Annotated in this window: 20 protein-coding genes; 13 read left to right on the top strand and 7 right to left on the bottom strand. The window is 38.2% G+C overall.

Annotated features, from left to right (window positions below; genetic code table 11):
* Positions 1-271: 271 nt before the first annotated feature.
* The 7 genes from lepA to acpS all read left to right on the top strand — a co-directional run bounded on the left by lepA (position 272) and on the right by acpS (position 6,766).
* Positions 272-2,068, top strand: coding sequence for a translation elongation factor 4 (lepA, locus tag GTH25_RS12275; protein ID WP_075673666.1), 1,797 nt, complete (start codon positions 272-274; stop codon positions 2,066-2,068).
* Positions 2,069-2,082: 14 nt separating this feature from the next.
* Positions 2,083-3,054: a signal peptidase I gene (gene lepB / locus GTH25_RS12270; RefSeq protein ID WP_075673667.1), complete on the top strand. Its 972-nt coding sequence runs from the start codon at positions 2,083-2,085 to the stop codon at positions 3,052-3,054.
* A 195-nt stretch (positions 3,055-3,249) separates the two neighbouring features.
* Positions 3,250-3,930 (top strand): ribonuclease III, encoded by a 681-nt coding sequence (rnc, locus tag GTH25_RS12265; RefSeq protein WP_075673668.1) that lies wholly within the window; start codon positions 3,250-3,252, stop codon positions 3,928-3,930.
* Complete coding sequence (era, locus tag GTH25_RS12260; RefSeq protein WP_023581601.1) at positions 3,927-4,835, top strand: GTPase Era; 909 nt, start codon at positions 3,927-3,929, stop codon at positions 4,833-4,835. The genes rnc and era overlap by 4 nt, the downstream gene beginning before the upstream one ends.
* Before the next feature lie 9 nt (positions 4,836-4,844).
* Positions 4,845-5,585, top strand: coding sequence for a DNA repair protein RecO (gene recO, locus GTH25_RS12255; RefSeq protein WP_075673669.1), 741 nt, complete (start codon positions 4,845-4,847; stop codon positions 5,583-5,585).
* 69 nt (positions 5,586-5,654) lie between these two features.
* Positions 5,655-6,386: a pyridoxine 5'-phosphate synthase gene (gene pdxJ, locus GTH25_RS12250; protein ID WP_075673670.1), complete on the top strand. Its 732-nt coding sequence runs from the start codon at positions 5,655-5,657 to the stop codon at positions 6,384-6,386.
* Positions 6,386-6,766 carry a holo-ACP synthase gene (acpS, locus tag GTH25_RS12245; RefSeq protein ID WP_099659373.1) on the top strand — a complete coding sequence of 127 codons (381 nt, stop codon included), beginning with the start codon at positions 6,386-6,388 and terminating at the stop codon, positions 6,764-6,766. The genes pdxJ and acpS overlap by 1 nt, the downstream gene beginning before the upstream one ends.
* A 41-nt stretch (positions 6,767-6,807) precedes the next feature.
* Here acpS and GTH25_RS12240 read toward each other — a convergent pair whose 3' ends face one another.
* Complete coding sequence (locus GTH25_RS12240) at positions 6,808-7,068, bottom strand: YfhL family 4Fe-4S dicluster ferredoxin (RefSeq protein WP_075673672.1); 261 nt, start codon at positions 7,066-7,068, stop codon at positions 6,808-6,810.
* Positions 7,069-7,545: 477 nt separating this feature from the next.
* Here GTH25_RS12240 and GTH25_RS12235 point away from each other — a divergent pair, with 477 nt between their 5' ends.
* Positions 7,546-8,181, top strand: coding sequence for a LysE family translocator (locus tag GTH25_RS12235; protein WP_075673673.1), 636 nt, complete (start codon positions 7,546-7,548; stop codon positions 8,179-8,181).
* 107 nt (positions 8,182-8,288) lie between these two features.
* Positions 8,289-8,819: a tRNA adenosine(34) deaminase TadA gene (gene tadA / locus GTH25_RS12230; protein WP_075673674.1), complete on the top strand. Its 531-nt coding sequence runs from the start codon at positions 8,289-8,291 to the stop codon at positions 8,817-8,819.
* Between the two features lie 3 nt (positions 8,820-8,822).
* Here tadA and GTH25_RS12225 read toward each other — a convergent pair whose 3' ends face one another.
* The 6 genes from GTH25_RS12225 to mltF form a co-directional block, all read right to left on the bottom strand.
* Positions 8,823-9,371 (bottom strand): fimbrial protein, encoded by a 549-nt coding sequence (locus GTH25_RS12225; protein WP_075673675.1) that lies wholly within the window; start codon positions 9,369-9,371, stop codon positions 8,823-8,825.
* Entirely contained in the window at positions 9,371-10,441 is a 1,071-nt protein-coding gene (locus tag GTH25_RS12220) for a fimbrial protein (RefSeq protein WP_075673676.1), read from the bottom strand. The genes GTH25_RS12225 and GTH25_RS12220 overlap by 1 nt, the downstream gene beginning before the upstream one ends.
* Positions 10,442-10,466: 25 nt before the next feature.
* Entirely contained in the window at positions 10,467-11,231 is a 765-nt protein-coding gene (locus GTH25_RS12215; RefSeq protein ID WP_075673677.1) for a fimbrial biogenesis chaperone, read from the bottom strand.
* 30 nt (positions 11,232-11,261) lie between these two features.
* Positions 11,262-13,748: a fimbria/pilus outer membrane usher protein gene (locus tag GTH25_RS12210; RefSeq protein WP_164530601.1), complete on the bottom strand. Its 2,487-nt coding sequence runs from the start codon at positions 13,746-13,748 to the stop codon at positions 11,262-11,264.
* 178 nt (positions 13,749-13,926) lie between these two features.
* On the bottom strand, positions 13,927-14,475 hold the full coding sequence (locus GTH25_RS12205; RefSeq protein WP_075670446.1) for a fimbrial protein: 549 nt from the start codon (positions 14,473-14,475) through the stop codon (positions 13,927-13,929).
* Between the two features lie 811 nt (positions 14,476-15,286).
* Complete coding sequence (mltF, locus tag GTH25_RS12200; protein WP_075670448.1) at positions 15,287-16,759, bottom strand: membrane-bound lytic murein transglycosylase MltF; 1,473 nt, start codon at positions 16,757-16,759, stop codon at positions 15,287-15,289.
* A gap of 264 nt (positions 16,760-17,023) precedes the next feature.
* On the opposite strand from mltF, the gene purL reads away from it, so the two are divergent.
* The 4 genes from purL to glrR all read left to right on the top strand — a co-directional run bounded on the left by purL (position 17,024) and on the right by glrR (position 25,436).
* On the top strand, positions 17,024-20,914 hold the full coding sequence (purL, locus tag GTH25_RS12195; RefSeq protein ID WP_164530600.1) for a phosphoribosylformylglycinamidine synthase: 3,891 nt from the start codon (positions 17,024-17,026) through the stop codon (positions 20,912-20,914).
* A gap of 669 nt (positions 20,915-21,583) precedes the next feature.
* Positions 21,584-23,032 (top strand): sensor histidine kinase, encoded by a 1,449-nt coding sequence (locus tag GTH25_RS12190; RefSeq protein ID WP_075670452.1) that lies wholly within the window; start codon positions 21,584-21,586, stop codon positions 23,030-23,032.
* A complete protein-coding gene (gene qseG, locus GTH25_RS12185; RefSeq protein WP_075670454.1) occupies positions 23,032-24,087 on the top strand; it encodes a two-component system QseEF-associated lipoprotein QseG in 1,056 nt (351 codons plus the stop codon). The genes GTH25_RS12190 and qseG overlap by 1 nt, the downstream gene beginning before the upstream one ends.
* An 11-nt stretch (positions 24,088-24,098) precedes the next feature.
* Entirely contained in the window at positions 24,099-25,436 is a 1,338-nt protein-coding gene (gene glrR, locus GTH25_RS12180) for a two-component system response regulator GlrR (protein ID WP_075670456.1), read from the top strand.
* Positions 25,437-25,494: the final 58 nt, after the last annotated feature.

Below are 25,494 nucleotides of genomic sequence, written 5' to 3'. Positions count from 1 at the left end.
CCATTATTTTTATCATGCCGCTTTTGTAATAATACTCATCTTAAATTAACGCATTTCTTTATCTAGAAAATACTCGCAAAAAATTACAAATAAATGCAAGTCTTAGCATAAATGTTTGTGTTTGATGAACGTTTCTTTGAGTATAATGTCTCTAATGTGTAGAATGCGTCATCAATCATAACTCCTGCAATATAGAGTTTTCGCTTTGTGTCCATGAATGACTCCAAAGCCAGATTTATAGAGCAAAGCAATAGAGAAAAATAATTTCAGAATGAAAAACATACGTAACTTTTCCATTATCGCACATATTGACCACGGTAAATCGACGTTATCTGATCGAATTATTCAAATTTGTGGTGGCTTAACAGATCGTGAAATGGCTGCGCAGGTTCTTGATTCTATGGATCTTGAGCGTGAACGTGGTATTACAATCAAAGCGCAAAGCGTAACCTTAAATTACACCGCTGATGACGGTGAAGTTTATCAGCTTAACTTTATCGATACCCCAGGACACGTTGACTTCTCTTATGAAGTATCTCGTTCACTCGCAGCGTGTGAAGGCGCCTTATTGGTCGTAGATGCCGGGCAAGGGGTTGAAGCGCAAACATTAGCTAACTGCTATACAGCGATGGATATGGATCTCACCGTCGTTCCTGTTTTAAATAAAATAGATTTACCAGCAGCAGAGCCTGAGCGTGTTGCTGAAGAGATTGAAGACATTGTGGGGATCGATGCCACAGATGCAGTGCGTTGCTCTGCAAAAACAGGTATTGGTGTTAAAGAAGTTATCGAGCGTCTTGTTAAAGAAATCCCAGCGCCTGAAGGCGATCCTGAGGCACCATTACAAGCACTGATTATTGACTCTTGGTTTGATAATTACTTGGGTGTTGTTTCACTTATTCGTGTTAAAAACGGTAAAGTAAGTAAAGGCGATAAAATCAAGGTAATGAGTACGGGACAAGTTTATAATATTGACCGTATTGGTATTTTTACACCCAAACAAATTGATACAACATCATTAAATTGTGGCGAAGTTGGTTGGGTTGTTTGTGGTATTAAAGATATTTTAGGTGCACCTGTTGGGGATACCTTAACAGCATCCCAAAAACCAGCAGATAAACCATTACCTGGCTTTAAAAAAGTTAAGCCACAGGTTTATGCCGGTTTATTCCCAATTAGTTCTGACGACTATGAATCATTCCGTGATGCATTAGGTAAATTGAGCTTAAACGATGCTTCATTATTCTATGAACCAGAGAGTTCATCTGCATTAGGTTTTGGTTTCCGTTGCGGTTTCTTGGGTCTTCTGCACATGGAGATCATTCAAGAACGTTTAGAACGTGAATATGACCTTGACCTGATTACAACGGCCCCAACCGTAGTTTATGAAGTTGAAATGACTAACGGTGATATTGTATTAGTGGATAGCCCGTCTAAATTACCACCACTGAATAATATTGAAGAAATCAGAGAGCCTATTGCTGAGTGTCATATGCTATTACCGCAAGAATACTTAGGTAATGTAATTACTTTATGTATCGAAAAACGCGGTGTTCAAACCAATATGGTCTATCATGGTAATCAGGTTTCGTTAACTTATGAAATTCCGATGGCTGAAGTGGTATTAGATTTCTTTGACCGATTAAAATCAACATCACGCGGTTATGCTTCTTTAGACTATAACTTTATCCGCTTCCAAGGCTCTAACATGGTTCGTGTAGATGTCTTGATTAATGGTGAGCGTGTTGATGCTTTAGCATTGATTACACATAACGATAATGCACCTTATCGTGGTCGTGAATTGGTGGAAAAAATGAAAGAATTTATTCCACGTCAACAGTTTGATATCGCCATCCAAGCAGCAATTGGTAACCACATTATTGCTCGTTCAACTGTTAAACAGTTACGTAAAAACGTATTAGCCAAATGTTATGGCGGTGACGTTAGCCGTAAGAAGAAACTGTTACAGAAACAGAAAGATGGTAAAAAACGTATGAAGCAAATTGGTAACGTAGAGCTACCACAAGAAGCGTTTTTAGCCATCCTTCATGTTGGTAAAGATAAATAATTTAAGGAGAAAACATGGCTAACACGTTTGCCTTGATCCTAACGCTGGCAACGCTAATAACGGGAATTTTTTGGGGAATTGAGCGCTTTAAGCTCAAGCCTGCCCGAAAAGCAAAACTAAAGCGTCTTCAAGAGATGACGCAAGGGACCGAGGATCAGCAAGAGTTAGCAAAATCAATTAATAAGCCAAGCTGGGCGGAGACATTAGGCTCTTTATTTCCAGTCTTGATTATTGTTTTGGTTCTGCGTTCATTTGTGTATGAGCCGTTTCAAATACCTTCTCGCTCCATGATGCCAACCTTGTTGGTTGGCGATTTTATCTTGGTTGAAAAATTTGCTTATGGATTAAAAGATCCAATTACACAGACAACGTTAATTAATACAGGGAAGCCAAAACGAGGTGATATTGCAGTATTTAAATATCCTCGTGATCCTTCTACTGATTTTATTAAACGTGTTATTGGATTACCGGGCGATAAAATTGTTTATGATATGATGTCGAAAAAACTTCATATCTATCCAAATTGTGATAAAGCTATTTGCAATGAAGAAATATCAGTAAATTACGGTACTGCTTATCCAAGTGAATGGACGTTGTTATTACAAAATGTACCGGGTGGTCAGCGTATTAATGGTATGAAATCTATTCCAATTGAGGAGCCTATTTCAACAGCAACTCAATTACGTGAAGAAGAAAGGGTAGAAACTATTGATAAAGTCTCTCACCGTATTATGACAATACCTGGTGATATGACGATGCCTGAGTTTATTCAACCTGGATTACCTGTCGGTACGTGGATTGTTCCTGAAGGCCATTACTTTATGATGGGTGATAATCGAGACGGTAGCTCTGATAGTCGATTCTGGGGCTTTGTTCCAGAGAAGAACTTAGTCGGTAAAGCGACAACAATCTGGATGAGCTTTGAAAAAGTAGAGAATGAATGGCCAACAGGCGTTCGTTTTAGCCGTATCGGTGGCATTAAGTAATAATTAACAAAATAGCGACAGCATTCCTTCTTATCTAAGTGTAGAATATGTCGCTTCTTTAAATATGATTGGCCCCTGTTATTGACAGGGGCCAGTGCAAACGCAACAGTTCTGTTATCCAACTCGATAATTTCTCGTTGTCTTAAACAGATTTGTTGCGTGTGCTTCAAATTAAGTTATGGAAATTGATCGCACATGAATACTTTATTAATAAACCAGTTACAAAAGAAACTGGGCTATACTTTTACGCAAAATGAATTATTACTACAGGCTTTAACGCATCGTAGTGCCAGCAGTAAACATAATGAACGTTTAGAATTTTTAGGTGATTCAATTCTAAGCTATGTGATTGCTAACGCACTTTATCATCGCTTTCCTCGTGTTGATGAAGGTGATATGAGTCGAATGAGAGCAACACTTGTTCGTGGAAATACACTCGCTGAGTTAGCGCGTGAATTTGAACTAGGCGAATGTCTACGTTTAGGCCCAGGGGAATTAAAAAGCGGCGGTTTTCGTCGCGAATCAATTTTAGCAGATACGGTGGAAGCTTTAATTGGTGCTATTTTCCTCGATAGTGATATTCAAAATATCGAAAAAATTATTTTAAATTGGTATGAGAATCGTTTGGCTGAAATCAGCCCGGGCGATAAGCAAAAAGATCCTAAAACTCGTTTGCAAGAGTATCTGCAAGGCCGTCATTTACCATTACCTTCTTATATTGTGGTACAGGTTCGTGGTGAAGCCCATGATCAAGAGTTTACGATCCATTGTCAGATAAGCGGTATCGAACAACCTGTCAAAGGGATGGGTACAAGCCGTCGTAAAGCTGAACAGGCCGCTGCTGAACAGGCATTAATACAACTGGAGCTTGAATGAGCGAAGAACAAACCTATTGCGGATTTATTGCGATAGTCGGTCGCCCAAATGTGGGAAAATCAACACTACTGAACCAATTACTGGGGCAGAAAGTTTCTATTACATCACGTAAACCGCAAACTACGCGTCACCGTATCATGGGTATTGATACAGATGGCGCTTACCAAGCTATTTATGTGGATACACCGGGCTTGCATATTGAAGAAAAGCGAGCCATCAACAGATTGATGAACCGTGCAGCAAGCAGTTCAATTGGTGATGTTGAATTGGTTATTTTCGTTGTCGAAGGCACCAACTGGACGCCTGACGATGAAATGGTATTAAATAAATTAAAATCATTACGTTGCCCTGTTTTATTAGCAATTAATAAAGTGGATAACGTGACTGATAAAACCAAGTTACTTCCACACATTGGCTTTTTAAGTCAACAAATGGATTTTCTTGATGTTGTACCAATCAGTGCTGAAAAAGACATGAATATCGATACGATTGCGAAAATCGTACGTAAGTGTTTACCAGAAGCGACTCATCATTTCCCAGAAGATTATATTACTGATCGCTCTCAGCGTTTTATGGCGTCAGAAATTATTCGTGAGAAACTGATGCGCTTTTTAGGTGAAGAATTGCCTTATTCTGTCACGGTTGAAATCGAACAATTCGTTACCAATGAGCGTGGTGGTTATGATATCCACGGATTAATTCTGGTTGAGCGTGAAGGCCAGAAGAAGATGGTTATTGGTAATAAAGGTGCGAAAATCAAGAAAATTGGTACTGAAGCCCGTATGGATATGGAAGACTTATTTGAAAACAAAGTTCACTTAGAACTTTGGGTGAAAGTCAAAGCGGGTTGGGCTGATGATGAACGTGCTTTACGTAGCCTTGGCTATGTGGACGATTTAAAGTAGGTAACTGAAGTGGATGGCTGGCAACGTGCATTTGTTATCCATGCTCGACCTTACAGTGAAACGAGTCTGTTACTCGATTTTTTCACTGAAAATGAAGGACGAGTACGCATATTGTCAAAAGGTGCGCGAGGCCGTCGTTCACCCTTAAAAGGGGCGCTTCAACCTTTTACTCCTTTGCTCATTCGTTGGAGTGGGCGAGGAGAAGTTAAAACACTTCGTGATGCTGAACCTATCTCTTTAGCATTACCGCTGACAGGCTCTGTCCTATACAGTGGTTTGTATCTCAATGAGTTATTATCTCGCGTTTTAGAAAATGGTACGTCTTATAGTGTACTTTTTTTTGAATACCTTTCCTGTTTGCAAATTCTTGCTGCTAGCGATACTACACCTGAAGCTGCACTGAGACGCTTTGAACTCGCGTTATTAACACAACTTGGCTATGGCTTAGATTTTCTGCATTGTGCGGGAAGTGGAGAGCCAGTTTCAGATTCGATGACTTATCGTTATCGAGAAGAGAAAGGCTTTATTGCGAGTTTAGTGGTTGATCATAATAGTTTTACTGGATTTGAATTAAAATCCTTAGCTAGTCGTGAATTTCCTACTGTTGAAACATTAAAAGCGGCTAAAAGGTTTACTCGAATGGCATTGAAGCCCTATTTAGGCGGAAAGCCATTAAAAAGTAGAGAACTTTTTAGACAATTTGCCATTAAAAAAGCCCCAAAGAAAAGAGCATTGATGGCAGAACAGTAATATTGTCTTTTTCTTCTCTATGGAATGTGTAAACTAAGGTAATGCAACGTTATTTTTCAGGAGAAGAGCATGTCTGATATTCTACTTGGCGTTAATATTGACCATATCGCCACCCTTCGTAATGCCCGTGGCACAACTTATCCCGATCCTGTTCAAGCGGCTTTTATTGCAGAACAAGCTGGTGCTGATGGTATTACTATCCATTTACGTGAAGATAGACGTCATATCACTGATCGCGATTTAATGCTGATAAGCCAAACGGTTCAGACAAGATTAAATCTGGAAATGGCAGTCACTGAAGAGATGATCGAGATAGCTTGTCAAACTCAGCCTGATTTTTGCTGTTTAGTACCTGAAAAACGCCAAGAAGTGACAACAGAAGGTGGCTTAGACGTTGTTGGCAATGAAGCTAAAGTTGCTGATGCAATTAAACGCTTATCTTTAGCGGGTATCAAAGTTTCTCTATTTATTGATCCTGACCATGAGCAAATTAACGCAGCCGACCGTGTTGGTGCTCCTTTTATTGAGATCCACACTGGCGCTTATGCTGACGCTGAAGATGAAATGGCTCAAGAAAAAGAGTTTGTTCGTATTCGTGATGCAGTCACTTATGCTGCATCTAAAGGTTTAAAAGTGAATGCAGGACATGGTCTGCACTATCACAACGTGCAACGTATTGCTGCATTACCTGAACTGTATGAACTGAATATTGGTCACGCCATTATTGGTAGAGCAGTATTTAGTGGATTAGCACCAGCGGTTGAAGAAATGAAACGCTTAATGCGAGAAGCGCGTCGCTAATGGCTATTGTTGGTTTAGGTATGGATATTGTCGAGATATCACGTATCGAAGAAATTATAGGGCGTTCTGGTGAACGCCTTGCTCGTCGCATTCTTACTGATACTGAATGGGAAATTTATCGATCACATAAACAGCCAGTACGTTTTTTAGCTAAGCGGTTTGCAGTAAAAGAGGCAGCGGCAAAAGCATTAGGAACAGGTATTCGTTTAGGATTGGCTTTCAACCATTTTGAAGTGCGTAATGATGAATTAGGCAAACCTACATTGCATTTTTTAGCGGTTGCAAAAGAGATGGCAGAGAAAGCGGGGATAAACTCTATTCACGTAACACTTGCTGATGAACAGCGTTATGCTTGTGCGACAGTTATTTTAGAAAAATAGCTCTCTTAGATTTATCACCCACAAAATCCATCGATTAAGGTTTAGATCTTATCTGCGTGGTGGATCAACACAAATTTTTCCCATAATTCATCTTGAGATTCAGTATGAGCAGGATCAGTGATGATCGTGTTAGTAATCGGACAAACCGATTGGCAAGTTGGTTTATCGTAATGTCCTACACATTCAGTGCAAAGATCAGGATTAATTTCATAAATTTCATCCCCCATTGAAATCGCATCATTTGGGCATTCAGGTTCACACATATCGCAGTTGATGCATTTCTTCGTAATTAGTAAAGCCATATCAGTCACTTAATATATAAATTATTAAATTTCAGTAACTTATATCTTGCACTTATATGTTACCATCTATCAGTTTTGTGTCGCTATATCCGATAAAGTAGTGTTTTATCATTCAAATAGGAATATTACCCCAATCTTTTGTTTAATAGGCACTAAGTAAGGGGGAGTAAGGTTACCATTTATAGTGAATTTCCTAAAGTAGCATCGCTAAAATGCTTTATTAGCATACATAAATAAAAGATTAAATACTTATTAATGAAGAGAAATGAAAGCCAGTTGCACTAATAACATTACATAATGTTTTTTAATGTTGGGTTTTCTGTTGGCGATAATGTTCGATAAGTGTTTATCGAGATATCCTTGCTTTTTGGCAATAAATAAAAAACAAATAACAAAAAATAGTATTTTTTGTGTTATCCAGCACACCTAACACTCTGTTATTGATGTTAAATAATACAATAAAATAAGGGGTGTACTATGCCAACGCTGTTTAATATGTGGACGTTTGCACTTTTATCCTTGGGATTAGTGTTAACACCGGGTCCTAATATGATTTACCTGATTTCTCGTTCAATTTCTCAAGGGAAAAAAGCCGGATTTATTTCATTAGTTGGCGTGGCTGTCGGTTATATTTTTTATATGTTATTAGCGGCATTTGGTATTACCGCTATTTTTATGGCAGTACCTTATGCTTACGATACATTAAAAATTTGTGGTGCTATTTACCTTTTTTATATCGCTTGGCAATCTATTAAACCCGGCGGGCGTTCTATTTTTCATCCGAAAAAATTACTTTCAGGTAATACGACAAAACTCTTTGTAATGGGCTTTATCACTAATCTACTCAATCCTAAAATTGCGTTGATGTACTTATCACTGTTACCTCAATTTATTAGCCTTCAAAATGGCAGTGTTTTAAATCAATCATTAGTGTTAGGTAGTATTCAAATTATTATTAGCATTGTAGTAAATGCATTGATTGTTATTGCAGCGGGTTCTATTGCAGGGTTCTTTATGCAAAGGCCTCGTTGGGCATTGGTTCAACGGTGGTTTATGGCGACAATTTTAGGCACTTTAGCTGTCAAATTAGCCACAGAAGCGCGCGTAAACTAAAATTTCATCTTGCTATCTTTGTCATAAACAATTCAAGACAATCTCTTTAGTTATCAATAGAAAACAGGGTACAATATCTCGCTATATGATAATGAAGAGATATCCTTGTGAATAAAATTAAAGATGATATTTATTGGATGCATAAAGCGATTGAGCAAGCGCATAAAGCACAAGAAATCGGTGAAATACCGGTGGGTGCAGTATTAGTCGTTGATAATAAAATCATTGCTAAAGGATGGAATCATTCAATTATCGATAACGATCCCACTGCACACGCAGAGATTATGGCGTTACGCAAAGGGGGAAAGCATTTACAAAATTATCGTCTACTCGATGCGACTCTTTATATTACCCTTGAACCTTGTGTGATGTGTGCCGGAGCGATTGTGCATAGCCGGGTAAAACGGGTGGTTTATGGTGCCTCAGATTTAAAAACAGGTGCGGCTGGTTCATTTATTGATATCTTGCAGCATCCCGGAATGAACCATAAAGTTGAGATAACTTCAGGTGTATTAGGTGAAGAATGTTCGCAGCTTTTAAGTCAGTTTTTTAAAATGAGAAGGGCTGAAAAGAAACAGCTTAAAAAGCAAAAAGCCAGTCCAGCCATAATCAATACTGAACCAGCAATAAAAGAATAATATTTACTGATAATTAAGGGTATATGTTGCTTGGGCTTGGAAAGGGCCAGTTAGTAAAGTTTGATTTTTTAGTGCAGAGGACGATGCCTCAACATACGTCATAAAATTAAATTGAATACGTTTATTATTAAGAAGTCGAGTTGAGCTCGGCTTTTTTAATTGAATAACATTGCGTTGAACATCTGTAAATACAATCCCGATACTTTTAGGATCTTCAGATCCTGTGCCGACAACAGCAATGTGATTGGGCATTGTAGGATGTTCTTTCCCATCTAGCGTAATCGTGACGCTTTTATAAATGTCCTGACTGCAATTTTCTAAACTAATACTAAAAGCAACGGGTTCACTTTTTTGAAAGGTATAGAGATCTTTGGCAGATATCTGCTTAAAATCGATTACTTTATTTTCATCTCCAGCAACAATGGTACAACCATGTGCGACAACAACACCTTTAAACTCCATATCACCGCCAATAAGCTCTGTCACAGCATAGGCAGAAGGTGAAAGTAATAATAAAAGAGAAATAGCCGATTTTATTATTGAGCTTTTCATTACATAAACTCCGCAACTAATGTGGCATGTGCTGAAAACTCACCTTCTGTAATTTTGCTCCCTGCCTTTGCAATAGGAGCAGCAGTAACTTCCCAATTACCTTTAAAATTACTCAGCTTCCCAACAGAGAAATATTGATTAGGTGGCACAATCGTTCCTGATTTGTCTCTTAAAACAATACCTAGATTTGTTCTATCTACAGGTCCTGTTGTACCAAGGTAATTAGGATTAAAGCTAGCAACACCTGAGCTTCCTGTTTGAATTTTAAACATAATTCGACTGTTAGGATTAGTAAAACTACCACCTTCACATTTTATTGGAATATTGCGCGTGATCTTGTAATTTTGGCCATTTAAATAGTCAGAAGTATTACCAACATTGCCAAAATCAAAGGTAATTGGAGAGCCATTATTAAATGTGCATTTATCTTCAGTGGTCAGTATTCCTGAACTAATCACTAATTTTGAAATTGGTTCCGGGCCATACTCTTGATATAAGCCATTACCCACACGGGCATACATTTGAGCTACAGCTTGCCCTGTTAATGAAACACCATTAATAATCGGTTTTTTTAGACGAAATACTAATACACCGCTGCTTCCTGACGACATGTTGGGTTTTGGTGATTCAGGAATACGGCAACCTTGTTGCCCATTTCGATTGTTAGGTTTTTCAATAAAAGGAACTGTAGGTAGTGTTTCTGGGCCCCAAATAGAAAACTTGATCTGAACATCGACGTATTCATTAAGTTCATAGTAATTATTACCTAAATAGCGTAGGTCAGAATTCGCCATATAATAAGTGCGAGAATTAGGAACTAAGGGATCTTTAGGACAATAAACTGTTGCTAAATATCTATCAGGTAAAGAAAAATTTACTCTGGCAGTTTCACCAGGTCTGTTATTCGGAAATGTTGCGTTATTTAACTCTACTCTAAAGATATTAGGGCCACCAACGGTGCGAACCTCACCATGAATGTATGCGGAAGCAACAATTGGAGTACATAACATTGCGCCAGTAAAAAGTAATTTTAGCGTATTGAAATAAAAATTTGCTGTCGTTAATTTCATTTTATTCCTACCGGCGTCAAGTTAATTAGTATTTTGGTTGTTGTTCTTTCGGTGCCACTGTACAGCTATTTTTTTGGCAAACAAACTTCAATTCTGGATGTCCACCGTAGTCATTTACATACATCATGTAAAATTGATTGACGCCATTGGTTTTAACTGGAATTTCCAGTGATGATTTAGGTGCAACCATTAAACCAGGGAATGTGGTTAACTTATCGCTATCTTCACCATTCAGTTTATTGGAAAGCCCTATAATGGTGATGTAATAAGGTGTTGGGTTTTCAGCAATAAATTGATTACCTTGTTTTTTAAACACCAACTGGTCTTGCCAAATCATTCCTGGCTTTTCAGGAATAATGGCAGTTGGTCGGTAAAATAATTTAATGCGAGACTGCATTGCCATTTGTAACACGTTAGCTTGTTTGGGTGCTGGTGGAATTTCACGCACATTTAAATAGAACAGTGATTCTCTGTCTTGTGGTAAAAGTCCAATTTCTGCTGTTTTGGTTATTCTAACAACCCCTTTTTGGTCACCATCAAGACGTTGCAAAGGTGGCAACGCCACTAAAGGAGAGGCAATTTTTTGGCCGTGTTCATTTTCAACCCATGATTGAGCTAAAAAAGGAATGTCAGGGCTAGTATTTTTTAGGTTTACGCTAGCTGAATTCTCACTACCTGTTAATACAATACGAGTTCTATCTAATGACACGCCCGCTTGAGTTGTACTCACTATGCTGAGTGCAATTAATGAGCCACAAAAAAGCGTTTTGAGTGTGTTGAATGAGTTCATACAATTATCTCTAGTAATTCATTTTGTTCATTAAAATCCCTGACATAATAACAATTCACGTTTTAGTGGATCGTTAATTGCCGCTGGAATTGTAATCGTACACTGGGTTTTACCACCCCAGATCACGTTTAATGATTCATTAAGGTTAACACCGGCGATATAAACTAAACCATCTTCCATCACCATTCCCATATTTTCACCGTTTTTATTGGTGACTTCGGCACCAAATGGTGGGTATTTTTGATCGACAGTTTGTAAGATGGCCATTAGGCGCTCACCTTGGCGAACAGGGAATTTATAATAGCCAATCGCACCTTCTGTTAATGTTGCAGAAGTAATGGCTTTGTGTGTTTCAATATCTGAATCCATTTTATCAACATCAATACGAGCATCAACATTGTTATAACTAGTTAAGTCAGTTAATACACCGATACCAAATAGGTTTGTAGTGGTGCTTTGATTATTAAATGGCACGCCTGCAACCCCGTCTGTATCAACCATCATGCGGGCAGTACTTGATGTCATGCTACTACTATGTAATGCCGCACCATGGCGCGTTGCTGTAAATCCGCCTTTAACTGTTGCACCTACTGCAACATAATTATCTTGTTGATAACTTGCATTAGCATTAATTTCTGCATATTGCGAACGATGTTGATAATAACCATCAGTATTGGCTTTATTGTCGGAACTTAAACCAGCACGAACACGCCATAGATTATTATAATTGCTATTATCAGAATAAGAGGCCATTTGGTTCACTTTTCCATTACTGTCTTGCAGGCTATAACCAATGCTTTTGCCACTTCCTAATGGAACTGAAATATTAAAAGAAATACTATCATCTGTATTTCCTTTATGCTGAGTACGGAATGCAGATAAATTAGTATTAATCTGCTCTATACCCATAATAGAAAAATTACGACTTACCGTAACACCATATTGTTCTTGTGTATTTTTATCCCAATAGTTTTGGTGTCGATAAGAGAGGTAAAGTGTTGTCGATTTTTCAATATCATCAGCCCAAAAAGTTTTGTTGCCTGTAATGGTATACATCTCTTTTTCATAACCATTGTTATTAATATCGTTATAACGTTCATCTATATATTGAGAGAAAGACCGGAATGTTTTCTCTGAAAATCGGTAACCCGCAAAAGTAATCGTACTATGGTATTCATCGAATGTTTTAGCGTAGTTCAGTTTGAATGACATCCCGTTGATATTCTCATCATCATAAGTTTTGCTATAAGACTGAGTAATATCACCTGAAAGAGTACCTAAACGGCCCATATCGTGACCTAAGCCTAATGACCATGCATTGTAATCTTTAGCCGTCAACAAAACTCCGCCATACAATGACCATGTGTTGTTCATACCCCATGAAAAATCACCTTGATAAAAAATAGGGCCTTGCATTTTATGGTTGTTGAGCGATGACTGACCCATTGATGTGTTATAACGCACAGAGCCAGGACGAGTCATATAAGGTAGATTGGCGGTCTGTACTTGGAATTCGTTTACCTTACCGTTTTGTTCTTCAACTCTAACATTTAATTGACCTTGTACTGTGTCTTGTAAATGTTTAATAACAAAAGGGCCAGCAGGTACTGTGGTTTCATAAATTAAGCGACCATTTTGCGTTACAGTTACTTTCGCATTGGTGTTTGCAATGCCGTGGATTTCAGGTGCATAACCTTGCAAAGAGGGTGGCAACATTCTTTCATCACTTTTTATATTGGCACCTGTAAAACGAAAACTATCAAAGACTTGAGAGTTTAAATAAGTTTCACCCAGCGTTAGTTTTGCTGCTTGGTTAGGTAATGGTTTATAGGCGTAAAGCTGATTCCAATCAAAGCTATTATTTGATGAATATTCAGATGAATAGTTTCCTTGATATTCAGCACGTAGTCGCCATTCACCAAAATTAATTCCAGCTTGTCCATAACCTGTCAATGAGTTGTTATTATTGCCTTTATTCGGTCGAGTTGATGTACCTGTTAAGGTATAGTCAACTAATAGCCCGGAGACACCAGAATCCCACAATTCAGGGGGGGTCCAATCCGTATCTTCATATTTCATTAATGAGCGAGGCATAACAATATCAAGAATACCGCCATCATTTTTGATAGAGATACCCGGTAATTGACTAATATCGAAACAATCAGGTGAGATTTCTTCGATAAATTTTTGATTTTCTTCGTTAACTGTTAATTTTTTTAGAAGAGTAGGGTCAATACAAGCGATGGAGTAATTAGGTTTTACTTCAACATAATTAATGTTTTGGCGAGGGAAGTCACGACCATTTATACGGATATCTAAGTAGTACATACCCGGAAGAATGTAATTAGAAGTTGCAAAACGAGATAAATCGACATTATCTCTGTCTTCGGCATCTAACATGTGAATGTTAAATTCCACAGAATCATCTTGCTCGGCTTGAGCGAAAAACGCTAAGCACAATAGCAAAATGGCACAAATGTTTTTCCATATTGTGCTGTGAAAAAAAGAAATTAACATGAATAAACGCCTAATTATTAATTAAATAAAAACTAATTAAATAATGAATATTTATTTAATTACTTTTTATTTTATTTTTATTAAATTGAAGTGTTTTATCAAATTTAACGCAGAGGAAGTCCTCTGCGTTAATGCAGTAATTAATCTATTATTTAATTAATTTAAATAAATAAAACGATTACTGATAATCAACTTGGAAGTTGATAACGGCTTGGAATTCACCTGGAGTTACAGTAGCGTCTGCTGATTCAGCTTGAACGTAAGCAACGAATGGGATCTTAGAAACACCATTAACTAATTGTACTGGTGTTGTTGCTGTGTTCCATTTTACTGACTTGCTACCTGCATCCATTAAGCCAATACCTGCGCCAGAAGCTGAGCCAGATACGAAAGATGCTAAGTCTTTATTTGTTGCATTAACAACACTTGGTGTATAGCTAACAGTCGCTGTTTTTGCTACGGTAGTATCACAGTCTTGTAATTCGATATCTTTTTTAACGTTACCTGCTTTCTGCATATTTGCTAATGCAGAAGTTGGGATTTCACTGAAATCAACAATAACAGGACTTGAAGAAGCTGCTAATCCACAAGCTGAATTAACAATTTCACCTTTTAATTGAATTTCGCCTTTAGTTGCGCCAACTTTTGGTGCAGGAGTTTCAGCAGTTGCAACAGAATTAATACCAAATACTAAAGCAGCCGCTAAAGCAATTTTACTCAGTTTCATTATAGATAATCCCTTGAAGATCGTGCGTATTATTATTTATAGAAAAATAATATTAATGTCGGAATATAAAAATTGATTTGCATTATATTTCGAGTTGTTTCGAATAATGACTGGTTTATATGATATCAATAAAGGCTCTCTATTTGATATAACGTTTTGTTGATTTCCGCAATTTTCATATTTAATCTTGCTTATTCCATATTAATAGAGTTTTATGTAGGTTTATTCTTTTTATTACTCAGTTTATGGGTGAAAAATTTTATCAGGCAGATAAATTTAATAGACAATATAATTAACATTACTTTAACTTTACAAAAAGTAATGTTATTAACATTAGGTTAAGAAAATTAATAAAATCAATTATAGATTATAATAATATATATAACTCAATAGGTTAGATGTTAATAAAGGCATGTTTAGGTTAATTTTTATTGCAAAAAAAGTTTCTCCAAAAATAATAATCATAAAATGAATAATAACTAATGAGATAATTCCTACGTATTTAAGTTAATTTTTTCTTATATTTCACTTATTCTGATAGTCTTAAAATGACTACTTGGGTCATTTTAAATACGATTTACTCATTGGCTGAGTGTTTTAGCTAATGAGTGTTACATTTTTTAACACATGTGTTTTTCCTATTTTGGATAAAAAACAGGATGAAAAAATGTAACAATTTTTAATATTAAGAAAATATTAATTTGGGGGTTGCTTTAATGGTTGGTGTGATTTTTTGAATAGTAGAAAGGAAATAAATAAGCCTCTATAAAAGAGGCTATGTTGTTTAATAGGCTGTTTTTAATTACAAAAATTATTGATAAGCCATATCTTGAGTTAATGACAATGATGATCTTTCTTGTTCTTCATCGTTATCACTCTCTTTATCTTTAGATAATATTTTGTTTTTGCTCTCTTTGGCTTGAAGGTAGCCGACAAGGCTGAGCTGATATCGTCGAATGTTTTCAACGTAGCGATAAGCCTCATGGCCTCTGGCATAGCCGTAAGGGAGGTCAGCATAATATTTCTTTTGGCTAAGTAGTGGTAATCTTGATTTTACATCTAACCAACTGTCAGGATCGGCATTTTGTTGCTCAGTAAGCCTTCTGGCATCAAGCATATGACCAAATCCCATATTATATGCTGCTAATGCAAACCAAATTCTTTCATCTTCAGGGATAGAATCGGGTAAGCGCGAAAGAAGATGTTTAAGGTATTGCGCTCCTCCTCGAACACTCTCTTCAGGATCAAGCCTGTCAGTAACGCCCATACTTGATGCAGTAGGGCGAGTCAACATCATCAATCCTCTAACACCAGTTGGTGATGTAGCATGAGGATCCCAATGTGATTCTTGCCATGCCATCGCTGCCAATAAGCGCCAATCGAAGGTATCTGCATACTTTTCAAAAAGGGGCTGATAATTTGGCAAAATAGAATCTATCGCTGTAATAAAAGAGATAGTATCGAAGTAATCAAACGAGCCTACATGGCCAAAATACTTTTCTTCAAGTCTTGCTAATACATCTTCTTGAGATAATTGATTAAAGTAATCAAGCATCGCTGCATATAAGCTATTATCTTCGCCATCTGGCAGATACCATGTTAGTGGACGGCTTTCAGTGACTTCAAATCCTACGGCAACATTAGGATGAATGCGCTGTTGTACAGCAACACTGATTGAGTCTGCTAATACATAGGTTATTTTGCCTTCCGATAATGCTTCTAGCAGTTGTGAGGTTGTCTGATTATCTGATTCTTCCCATTCAAGCTCGGGATATTGCGTCTCTTTTAATGTTCGCAATAAACTTGCATGAGCAGAGCCAGCAGTGACTACAAGGCGCCCATCTAACGCATCAAAGCTACGTGGTCTTAATGTTCCTTTACGGTAAATAAGCTGTTGAGAAACTGAAAAGTAAGCAGGGCCACTGCGTGTCGTTTCTAATCTTTCTTTATTGTAAAGTAATCCGGCAGCGATAAAGTCAGCTTTATTATTCTCCAGATCATCAAACATTTGGTTGATATTTGTCCGCATATTAACGACAAGTTTCACGCCTAGGTAATCTGCAAAGCGTTTCACTAATTCATAATCGAAACCTACGGGGTCCTTTTTATCGTTCATCGTTATCAATGGTGAAGGTATCGTACTAATTCTTAACTCACCACGAGATAAAATCTTATTTATCTGCGCTTTTTGCCTATCTGGCCATGTAATATTCAACGCGATAATAGCCGCTGAAAAGAGCGCTATGATAACGATAACGAAATAGTTTATCCTTATATTATTCAATAGGTTGGTTCTCGTTAACGTTGTTTGTTTTTGTGTGTAAAATCGTCATTTTAACATGGATAAATTTCCAGTAATCGAGCATTTTGCTTAACATATTGGCAAGACGCAACTTGATTACACCAATTAATCATTAAAACACTCTAAGTCAAATGCCGTTATTTTGTTCACGCAAACGGTTTCGTCTGAGCGGTTATTCTATTATACTAGGCTCGTTTCCCCTGAATGATTGATCAGGTTAGCTGCTAAAAGAGAGAACTCAATACTATGGAAATCCTGCGTGGCTCCCCCGCTTTATCCGCATTTCGTATTAATAAATTACTCACTCTATGTCAGGAACATGATCTTCCTGTACAAGGTATATACGCGGAATTTGTCCATTTCGCGAAAGTGGAAGGGCAGTTATCTGAAGATGATCAAATTAAATTACGTCAATTACTGCATTATGGGCCTTCATTAACAGAACATGAGCCTGTTGGGGAAATGCGAGTTGTTACGCCTCGCCCAGGAACAATTTCACCTTGGTCTTCTAAAGCGACAGATATTGCACATAACTGTGGTTTAGCCAAGGTGGTTAGAATTGAACGTGGTATCGCCTACTTTATTGAGTGCGGTACGATGACAGACACTCAATGGCAACAACTTTATGGTTTTATTCATGATCGAATGATGGAAACCATCTTCTTAAATTATCAAGATGTAAATGCACTTTTTGCCGAGCAAACTCCTGCACCACTAAAAACTATTGATGTGCTTGCAAAAGGCAAAGATGCATTAGTAAAAGCGAATATCGAAATGGGGTTAGCACTTGCAGACGATGAAGTTGATTACTTAGTTGATGCGTTTAGCCGCTTACACCGTAATCCAACAGATGTTGAGCTTTACATGTTTGCACAAGCTAACTCTGAACACTGTCGCCACAAAATATTTAATGCTGATTGGATTATTGATGGTAAGGCTCAAGATAAATCATTATTTAAAATGATTAAAAATACATTTGAGCAAACACCTGATTATGTCATGTCAGCTTATAAAGATAATGCAGCAGTAATGGAAGGCTCAGTGGCTGGACGTTTTTATCCTGATACAGAAAAAGGGCATTATCACTATCATCAAGAACCTGTACATATCTTGATGAAAGTAGAAACACACAACCATCCAACGGCTATTTCACCTTGGCCAGGTGCAGCAACAGGTTCTGGTGGTGAAATTCGAGATGAAGGTGCAACTGGGCGTGGTGCAAAACCTAAAGCTGGTCTAGTTGGATTTTCAGTTTCTAACCTGCGTATTCCCGGATTTGAGCAGCCTTGGGAAGAGGATTTTGGTAAGCCAGAGCGCATTGTTAATGCATTAGATATCATGACTGAAGGCCCATTAGGTGGTGCGGCATTTAATAATGAGTTCGGTCGCCCTGCATTACTAGGCTATTTCAGAACCTATGAAGAACAAGTTAATAGCCACAATGGTGTTGAAATTCGCGGTTACCATAAACCTATTATGCTAGCTGGTGGTATTGGTAATATTCGTGAAGATCACGTACAAAAAGGTGAAATCACAGTTGGTGCTAAGTTGATTGTACTTGGCGGGCCTTCAATGAACATCGGTCTTGGTGGTGGTGCTGCCTCTTCTATGACATCAGGTCAATCAGATGCGGATTTAGATTTTGCCTCTGTTCAGCGTGATAACCCAGAAATGGAACGCCGTTGCCAAGAAGTTATCGACCGTTGTTGGCAATTAGGTGACGATAACCCGATCTTATTTATTCATGACGTTGGTGCTGGTGGTCTTTCTAATGCAATGCCTGAATTAGTCAATGATGGTGGTCGTGGTGGTCGTTTTGAATTACGTGATGTTCTTAATGATGAACCGGGTATGAGCCCACTTGAGATCTGGTGCAATGAATCTCAAGAACGTTATGTGTTAGCGGTATCGCCAGAAAAAATGCCTCTATTTGATGCATTATGTCAGCGTGAAAGAGCGCCTTATGCCGTTATAGGTGAAGCAACGCAAGAGCGTGAATTAGTCTTAAACGATACACACTTTGATAATAAACCGATTGATATGCCATTAGACATATTATTAGGTAAAGCACCTAAAATGTTGCGTGATGTAAAATCACTGAAAACAGAAGGTGAATATCTCTCTCGTAAAGATATCGATTTAAAAGATGCTGTTTATCGTGTTCTTCATTTACCTGCCGTTGCTGAAAAAACCTTCTTAATTACTATTGGTGACCGCACTGTAACGGGTATGGTAGCGCGTGATCAGATGGTTGGGCCTTGGCAAATTCCTGTTGCTAACTGTGCTGTTACCACAGCAACATTAGATAGCTATTATGGCGAAGCAATGTCTATTGGTGAACGAGCACCGATCGCACTGTTAGATTTTGCAGCATCTGCACGTATGGCTGTTGGTGAAGCACTAACGAATATGGCAGGTTGTGATGTAGAAGCGCTTAATCGCATTAAGCTTTCCGCTAACTGGATGTCAGCAGCAGGTCATCCGGGTGAAGATGCGGGTTTATATGATGCAGTAAAAGCCATTGGTGAAGAGTTATGCCCAGAGTTAGGTATTACTATTCCTGTTGGTAAAGATTCGATGTCAATGAAGACACGCTGGCAAGATAAAGATGGAAAAACCAAAGAGGTTACTTCTCCGTTGTCTTTAGTTATTACGGCATTCTCTCGTGTTGAAGATGTGCGTAAAACAGTGACACCTGAATTATCAACACAAGCAGGAAACCGCTTGTATTTGATTGATTTGGGTAATGGTCATAACGCATTAGGTGCAACGGCACTAGCGCAAGTTTATCGTCAATTAGGCCAAAAAGCAGCAGACCTTCGTGATGTTGAGCAGTTGAAACAGTTTTTCAATGTGATGCAACAATTAGTTAATGATGGCAAATTGTTGGCCTATCACGATCGCTCTGATGGTGGATTATTTGTCACACTCGCTGAAATGGCATTTACAGGTCATTGTGGCTTACATGTTGATATTAGCGCTTATGACGAAGATATTTTAGCGGGACTCTTTAACGAAGAGCTAGGTGGTGTGATCCAAATTAGTGCTGAACATCAAGAGGCTGTAGAAGCATTATTTGCTGAATATGGTTTATCGGATTGTTTACATTATTTAGGTCAAGCAACAGAAAATGACGCCATTATTATCCAAAGCCGTGAAACCGAAGTTTACAATGAAAAGCGTAGCAAATTACGTCTTTGGTGGGCAGAAACAACATGGCAAATGCAACGCTTACGTGATAATCCAGAGTGTGCGGACGAAGAGCATCAGGCAAAACAAGATCTCAACGATCCAGGTTTAAATGTGAATTTAACCTTTGATCCAAATGAAGATATTGCAGCCCCTTATATTGCAACAGGGAGTCGTCCTCGTATTGCAGTATTAAGGGAGCAAGGTGTTAACTCTCATGTTGAAATGGCGGCTGCTTTTGACAGAGCTGGTTTTGATGCTATCGACGTTCATATGAGTGATTTGCATTCCGCTCGACGTTCATTGAGTGATTTTGATGTGTTGGTGGCTTGTGGTGGATTCTCTTACGGTGACGTATTAGGTGCCGGCGAAGGTTGGGCTAAGTCTATTTTATTTAATTCTCGTTTACGGGATGAGTTTGCTCAATTCTTTGAGCGCCAAGATACCTTATCTCTTGGTGTCTGTAATGGTTGCCAAATGATGTCAACATTATCAGAGCTTATTCCGGGCGCAGACTTATGGCCTCGTTTTGTTCGCAACCGCTCAGAGCGTTTTGAAGCGCGCTTTAGTCTAGTGAAAGTGACAGAGAGTCCATCATTGTTGTTACAAGGTATGGTGGGTTCACAAATGCCTATTGCTGTTTCTCATGGTGAAGGTTTTGCTGAATTCCGTAATGCTGAGCAATTAGCACAACTAGAAGCTCAAAATTTAGTGGGATTACGTTTTGTGGATCACTACGGTAATCCAACAGAACAATATCCATTAAATCCTAATGGCTCTGTAAAAGGGATCACTGCTGTCACTACAAAAGATGGTCGTTCAACCATTATGATGCCTCACCCAGAACGAGTGTTTAGAACTGTTAGTAATTCTTGGCATCCAGATAACTGGGGAGAAGACAGTCCTTGGATGCGTTTATTCCGCAATGCAAGAAAACAATTTGATTAATCAAATGTAAAACTATCTTAGTGATAAACACATAAAGCCTCTACATTGCTAGAGGCTTTATTTCATTGATATGTAAAAAAGACGACACATGTTGTTTTTGGTGTCTCTTTTTGGCGACATTTAATTGTTTGAAATATAAGTAATTATTAAATTTAGGGTAACTCTGTCTGGATATGGAGACAGCTTGGTTATTTTATAACTAGATAAAAAAGAGCTATAAATAAAATAGTAGAGGTTTATTTTTATTTTTTATTATTTTTCAACTTGTTATATTTATTTTTTAAAAGTTGGCACGCCTTGTGCATTATATAAATCAGTTGCTCATTCAACTTTTTATGTCGGTCCACAATATGGGTGGGAACATACCACATAAGCCAGGAATGACGCCAGAGTAAGGTGCCTACCGTCCAACATCATGATACTCGTCTTCGGACCTTATCAAACACAGGGCGACACGTGGAGTGAGGCACCACCTTCATTCTCTTTTAGAGAAAAAAGAGATGAAATATTGACGAGCGGAATATCTCAATAAGATATTCCGCTCTCCCACTTCTAGAGCCTGTCAAATTTCCTCGTTTGTGTTTGTTCTCTATGCCTGATTTTCCCAATGTCGGACTTTTTTCTTGTTATCAAGTCATGTAGCATCGCATTACTCTAATAGGTGTTGAGATGATTTCATTGAAAAAGTGGCGTATTTTCCCTCGTTCTTTAAGACAGCTTGTGATAATGGCATTTTGGATGGTGCTATTACCTTTACTTGTACTTGCTTATCAGGCCTATCAAAGTCTTGATCAACTAAGTAATCAGGCAGCTATTACTAATAAAAATGCACTTGCAGATACTGAACGTAGTGAAGTGATGCGAAATCTAGCGATTGAAATGGAAGGAAACTATCGTCGATATTGTGTTTTACGGGATAAAACCGATGATGATATGTATCAGCAACGCTACCAGCAATACACCAAACTCTTCTCGACATTACAACAAACCATTATTCCTCTTTCTGCCTCTAAAGAAGCGAATGTGCTTAATACCTCTCTTGAAAAACTAAAATCCATTCAATGCGAAAGTAGCGAACCCACAAAAGAGATGCAACAAGCCCTAGAGCAGTTCTCTTATGCCAATAACCGTATTGTTGTATTAACTAAAGAGATTATTTTTAGCCGTGGCGAACAACTCCAGATGGCAATTGCTGAGAAAGGGCGCTATTTCGGTTGGCAAAGTCTTATCGTTTTTGTTTTCAGCCTGATCCTCATTGCGCTATTTACTCGAATGATTATTGGCCCTGTTAAAGGGATTGAAAAGATGATCAATCGATTAGGTGAAGGTCGAACACTTAGTAATAATTTAGATACTTTCCAAGGGCCACGAGAACTACGTTCATTAGCACAACGTATTATTTGGTTAAGTGAGCGTTTAGCATGGCTTGAATCGCAACGTCATGAATTTTTGCGTCATATTTCTCATGAGTTGAAAACACCGTTAGCCAGTATGCGAGAAGGTACGGAATTATTAGCGGATGAAGTTGCGGGTCCTTTAACTCTAGATCAAAAAGAAGTCGTCTCAATTCTCGATAATAGCAGTAAGCAGTTACAGTTATTAATTGAACAACTACTTGATTATAATCGTAAACTTTCTGAAGTTCCTCAGCAAATTGAAGAAATTAACTTGACTCAATTAGTGAATGATGTGGTATTAGCCCACAGTTTACCTGCGAGAGCTAAAGATATTAAAACGATAATTTCACTTAATCTAACCACTTGTCGAGCAGAAGCAACATTATTATCACGAGTTATCGACAATCTCTACTCGAATGCGGTGCACTATGGTGCTGAATCAGGTAATATCTGGATCTCTAGTTATCAAGTTGAACAGAAAATAGTTATTGATATAGCCAATAAAGGAACACCTATTCCTGAATCTGAACAAAAAATGATTTTTGAACCCTTCTTCCAAGGATCTTTGCTACGCAAAGGGGCAGTAAAAGGAAGTGGTTTAGGTTTAAGTATTGCTCATGACTGTATCAAGAGAATGGAAGGTGAATTAAGTGTTGTTCCTTCTGACTATGCCGATGTCTGTTTTCGTATTGAATTACCGCTACTTTCTGAGATTAAATAATGCATATCAGGTCACAAAAACAAGCATCTCCTCATCATGAGTATAAAAAAATAAATAAGAAGATGCTTGGTATTGAATTGTTATCTATGGCCCCTGCATCAATTAGAAAAATCGCATTAAATTGGAAGCAGTGTTTCTTGTTTATTATGTTTCCACTGGTTCTTTCTGGATGTACACCAAAGTCACTAACTGAGGCACAAGAGCCAGAGCCAGAAATCCCTGTTGTTAAACAAAAAACGATTGATTATCGTTGGGCTGAATGTAAAACATTAAGCTCATTTTATGATGAAGGTATCAATAACGCACTTTATTGGTTACGAGCCATTGAATGTACAAACCGCATAATGACAACGGAAGCACAACGCCAAGCAAACAGTATTGTTGTTACTGGGTGGGATGATGCATTTTATAAAAGTATTTTATTAGAGCGTGCTGGAGTGACGATTGCCGATCGCCGAACACAATTAGTATTATTAGAAAGCTATAAATTACAATTTCCGAGTTCTATGCGAGTTCTATTATCGACATGGATTGAGAACCAAACGCTCATTCTTTCTTTAGCAGAAGAAAAGAATCGTTATCGTCGTTTAACTACAGAAACAGATAATAAAATTGATGCGCTAAAAAAAGAGAATAACGCATTACAGCATGAACTAAGTGTCACACTGAAAAAGCTTGAAAGCCTTACCCAAATTGAACGGCAGTTATCGAATAGAAAACAGAGTGGCTCTGTTGATTCGCTATCGCAAAATGAAGATTTAGCGGAAAGCGCGACAGCTGCATCTGCGGAAACAGAAAAAGTGAATACAGAAAAACCTGTTACCGAAAAAACTATTACTGAAAAACCAATTGTTGAAAAACCGGCTGAAAAACCCGTTTCGACGCAATCGATAACAGAGAAGCCCAAGGGTGAGGAAAAACAACCTTCTGTAACAGCGGTTAAACCAGAGCCTTCAAAATCAGAATCTACAAAACCTGAGGCGGTAAAACCAGAGCCAGTCAAAACTAACACTGACATACAAAGCTCAAAACCGACTGAAGCAGGATCTAAATAAGGAGAATGTGCATGGCTGGCCATAAATCAGCAAATCTTTTACTTGTCGATGACGATCCTGGGTTATTAAAGTTACTTGGTATGCGATTAACAAGTGAAGGTTTTCATATCTTCACCGCTGAAAGTGGGCAAGAAGCACTAAAACTTCTCTTAAAAGAAAAAATAGATCTTGTTATCAGTGATCTCCGAATGGATGAAATGGACGGTATGGCGCTGTTTGCTGAGATACAACGCCAACAGCCCGGCATGCCGGTGATCATTCTTACGGCTCATGGTTCTATTCCTGATGCCGTGGCTGCTACGCAACAAGGTGTATTTAGCTTCTTAACTAAACCCGTTGATAGAGACGCACTTTATAAAGCGATTGATGAAGCTCTGGAACTTGTAACTATTGTTTCAGATGAAGAGTGGTCAAAAGGTATCGTGACGCGTAGCCCGCAAATGCTACGTTTATTAGAGCAAGCAAAGCTAGTTGCTCAATCAGATGTCAGCGTGCTTATTAATGGCCAAAGTGGTACGGGTAAAGAAGTCCTTGCTCAAGCCATTCATCGAGCAAGCCCTAGGGCGAAAAAACCTTTTATTGCTATTAACTGTGGCGCCTTACCTGAGCAACTTTTAGAATCTGAACTATTTGGTCATGCGAAAGGTGCTTTTACAGGAGCTGTGAGTAGTCGTGAAGGATTATTTCAGGCAGCCGAAGGTGGCACACTATTTTTAGATGAAATTGGCGACATGCCAATGGCATTGCAAGTCAAATTATTGCGTGTTTTACAAGAGCGAAAAGTTCGTCCATTAGGCAGTAATCGCGATATTGATATTGATGTACGTATCCTTTCTGCAACGCATCGTGATTTACCTAAGGCGATGGAACGTAATGAATTTCGTGAAGATCTGTTCTATCGTTTAAATGTGGTTAATTTACGTATTCCAACATTAAGTGAGAGAGCTGAAGATATTCCTATTCTTGCTAATCACTTATTGAGAGAGTCTGCTAAACGCCATAAACCTTTTGTTCGAAGCTTTTCAACGGATGCGATGAAATGCTTAATGACAGCAAGCTGGCCGGGTAATGTGCGTCAATTGGTTAACGTTATTGAGCAATGTGTTGCGTTAACAACAGCCCCCGTGATTAGTGAAGCGCTTGTAACACAGGCCTTACAAGGTGAAAATACGGCGCTGCCCACATTTGCAGAAGCAAGAGGACATTTTGAAATGACCTATTTGAGAAAGCTTTTGCAAATGACAAAAGGCAATGTGACCCAAGCTGCACGTATGGCTGGGCGCAATCGAACTGAGTTTTATAAATTGTTATCTCGTCATGAGCTAGATGCTAATGATTTTAAAGAATAATCTTTTCAGATAACGAATATATTTTTAAACTAACTTTCTTTTTATGCGGAAGATAGCG

Origin of the sequence: Proteus terrae subsp. cibarius, assembly GCF_011045835.1 — a bacterium.
GTDB lineage: Bacteria > Pseudomonadota > Gammaproteobacteria > Enterobacterales > Enterobacteriaceae > Proteus > Proteus cibarius.
Note: the sequence above shows the minus strand (reverse complement) of the source record. Positions and strands in the feature narration are given on the sequence as shown.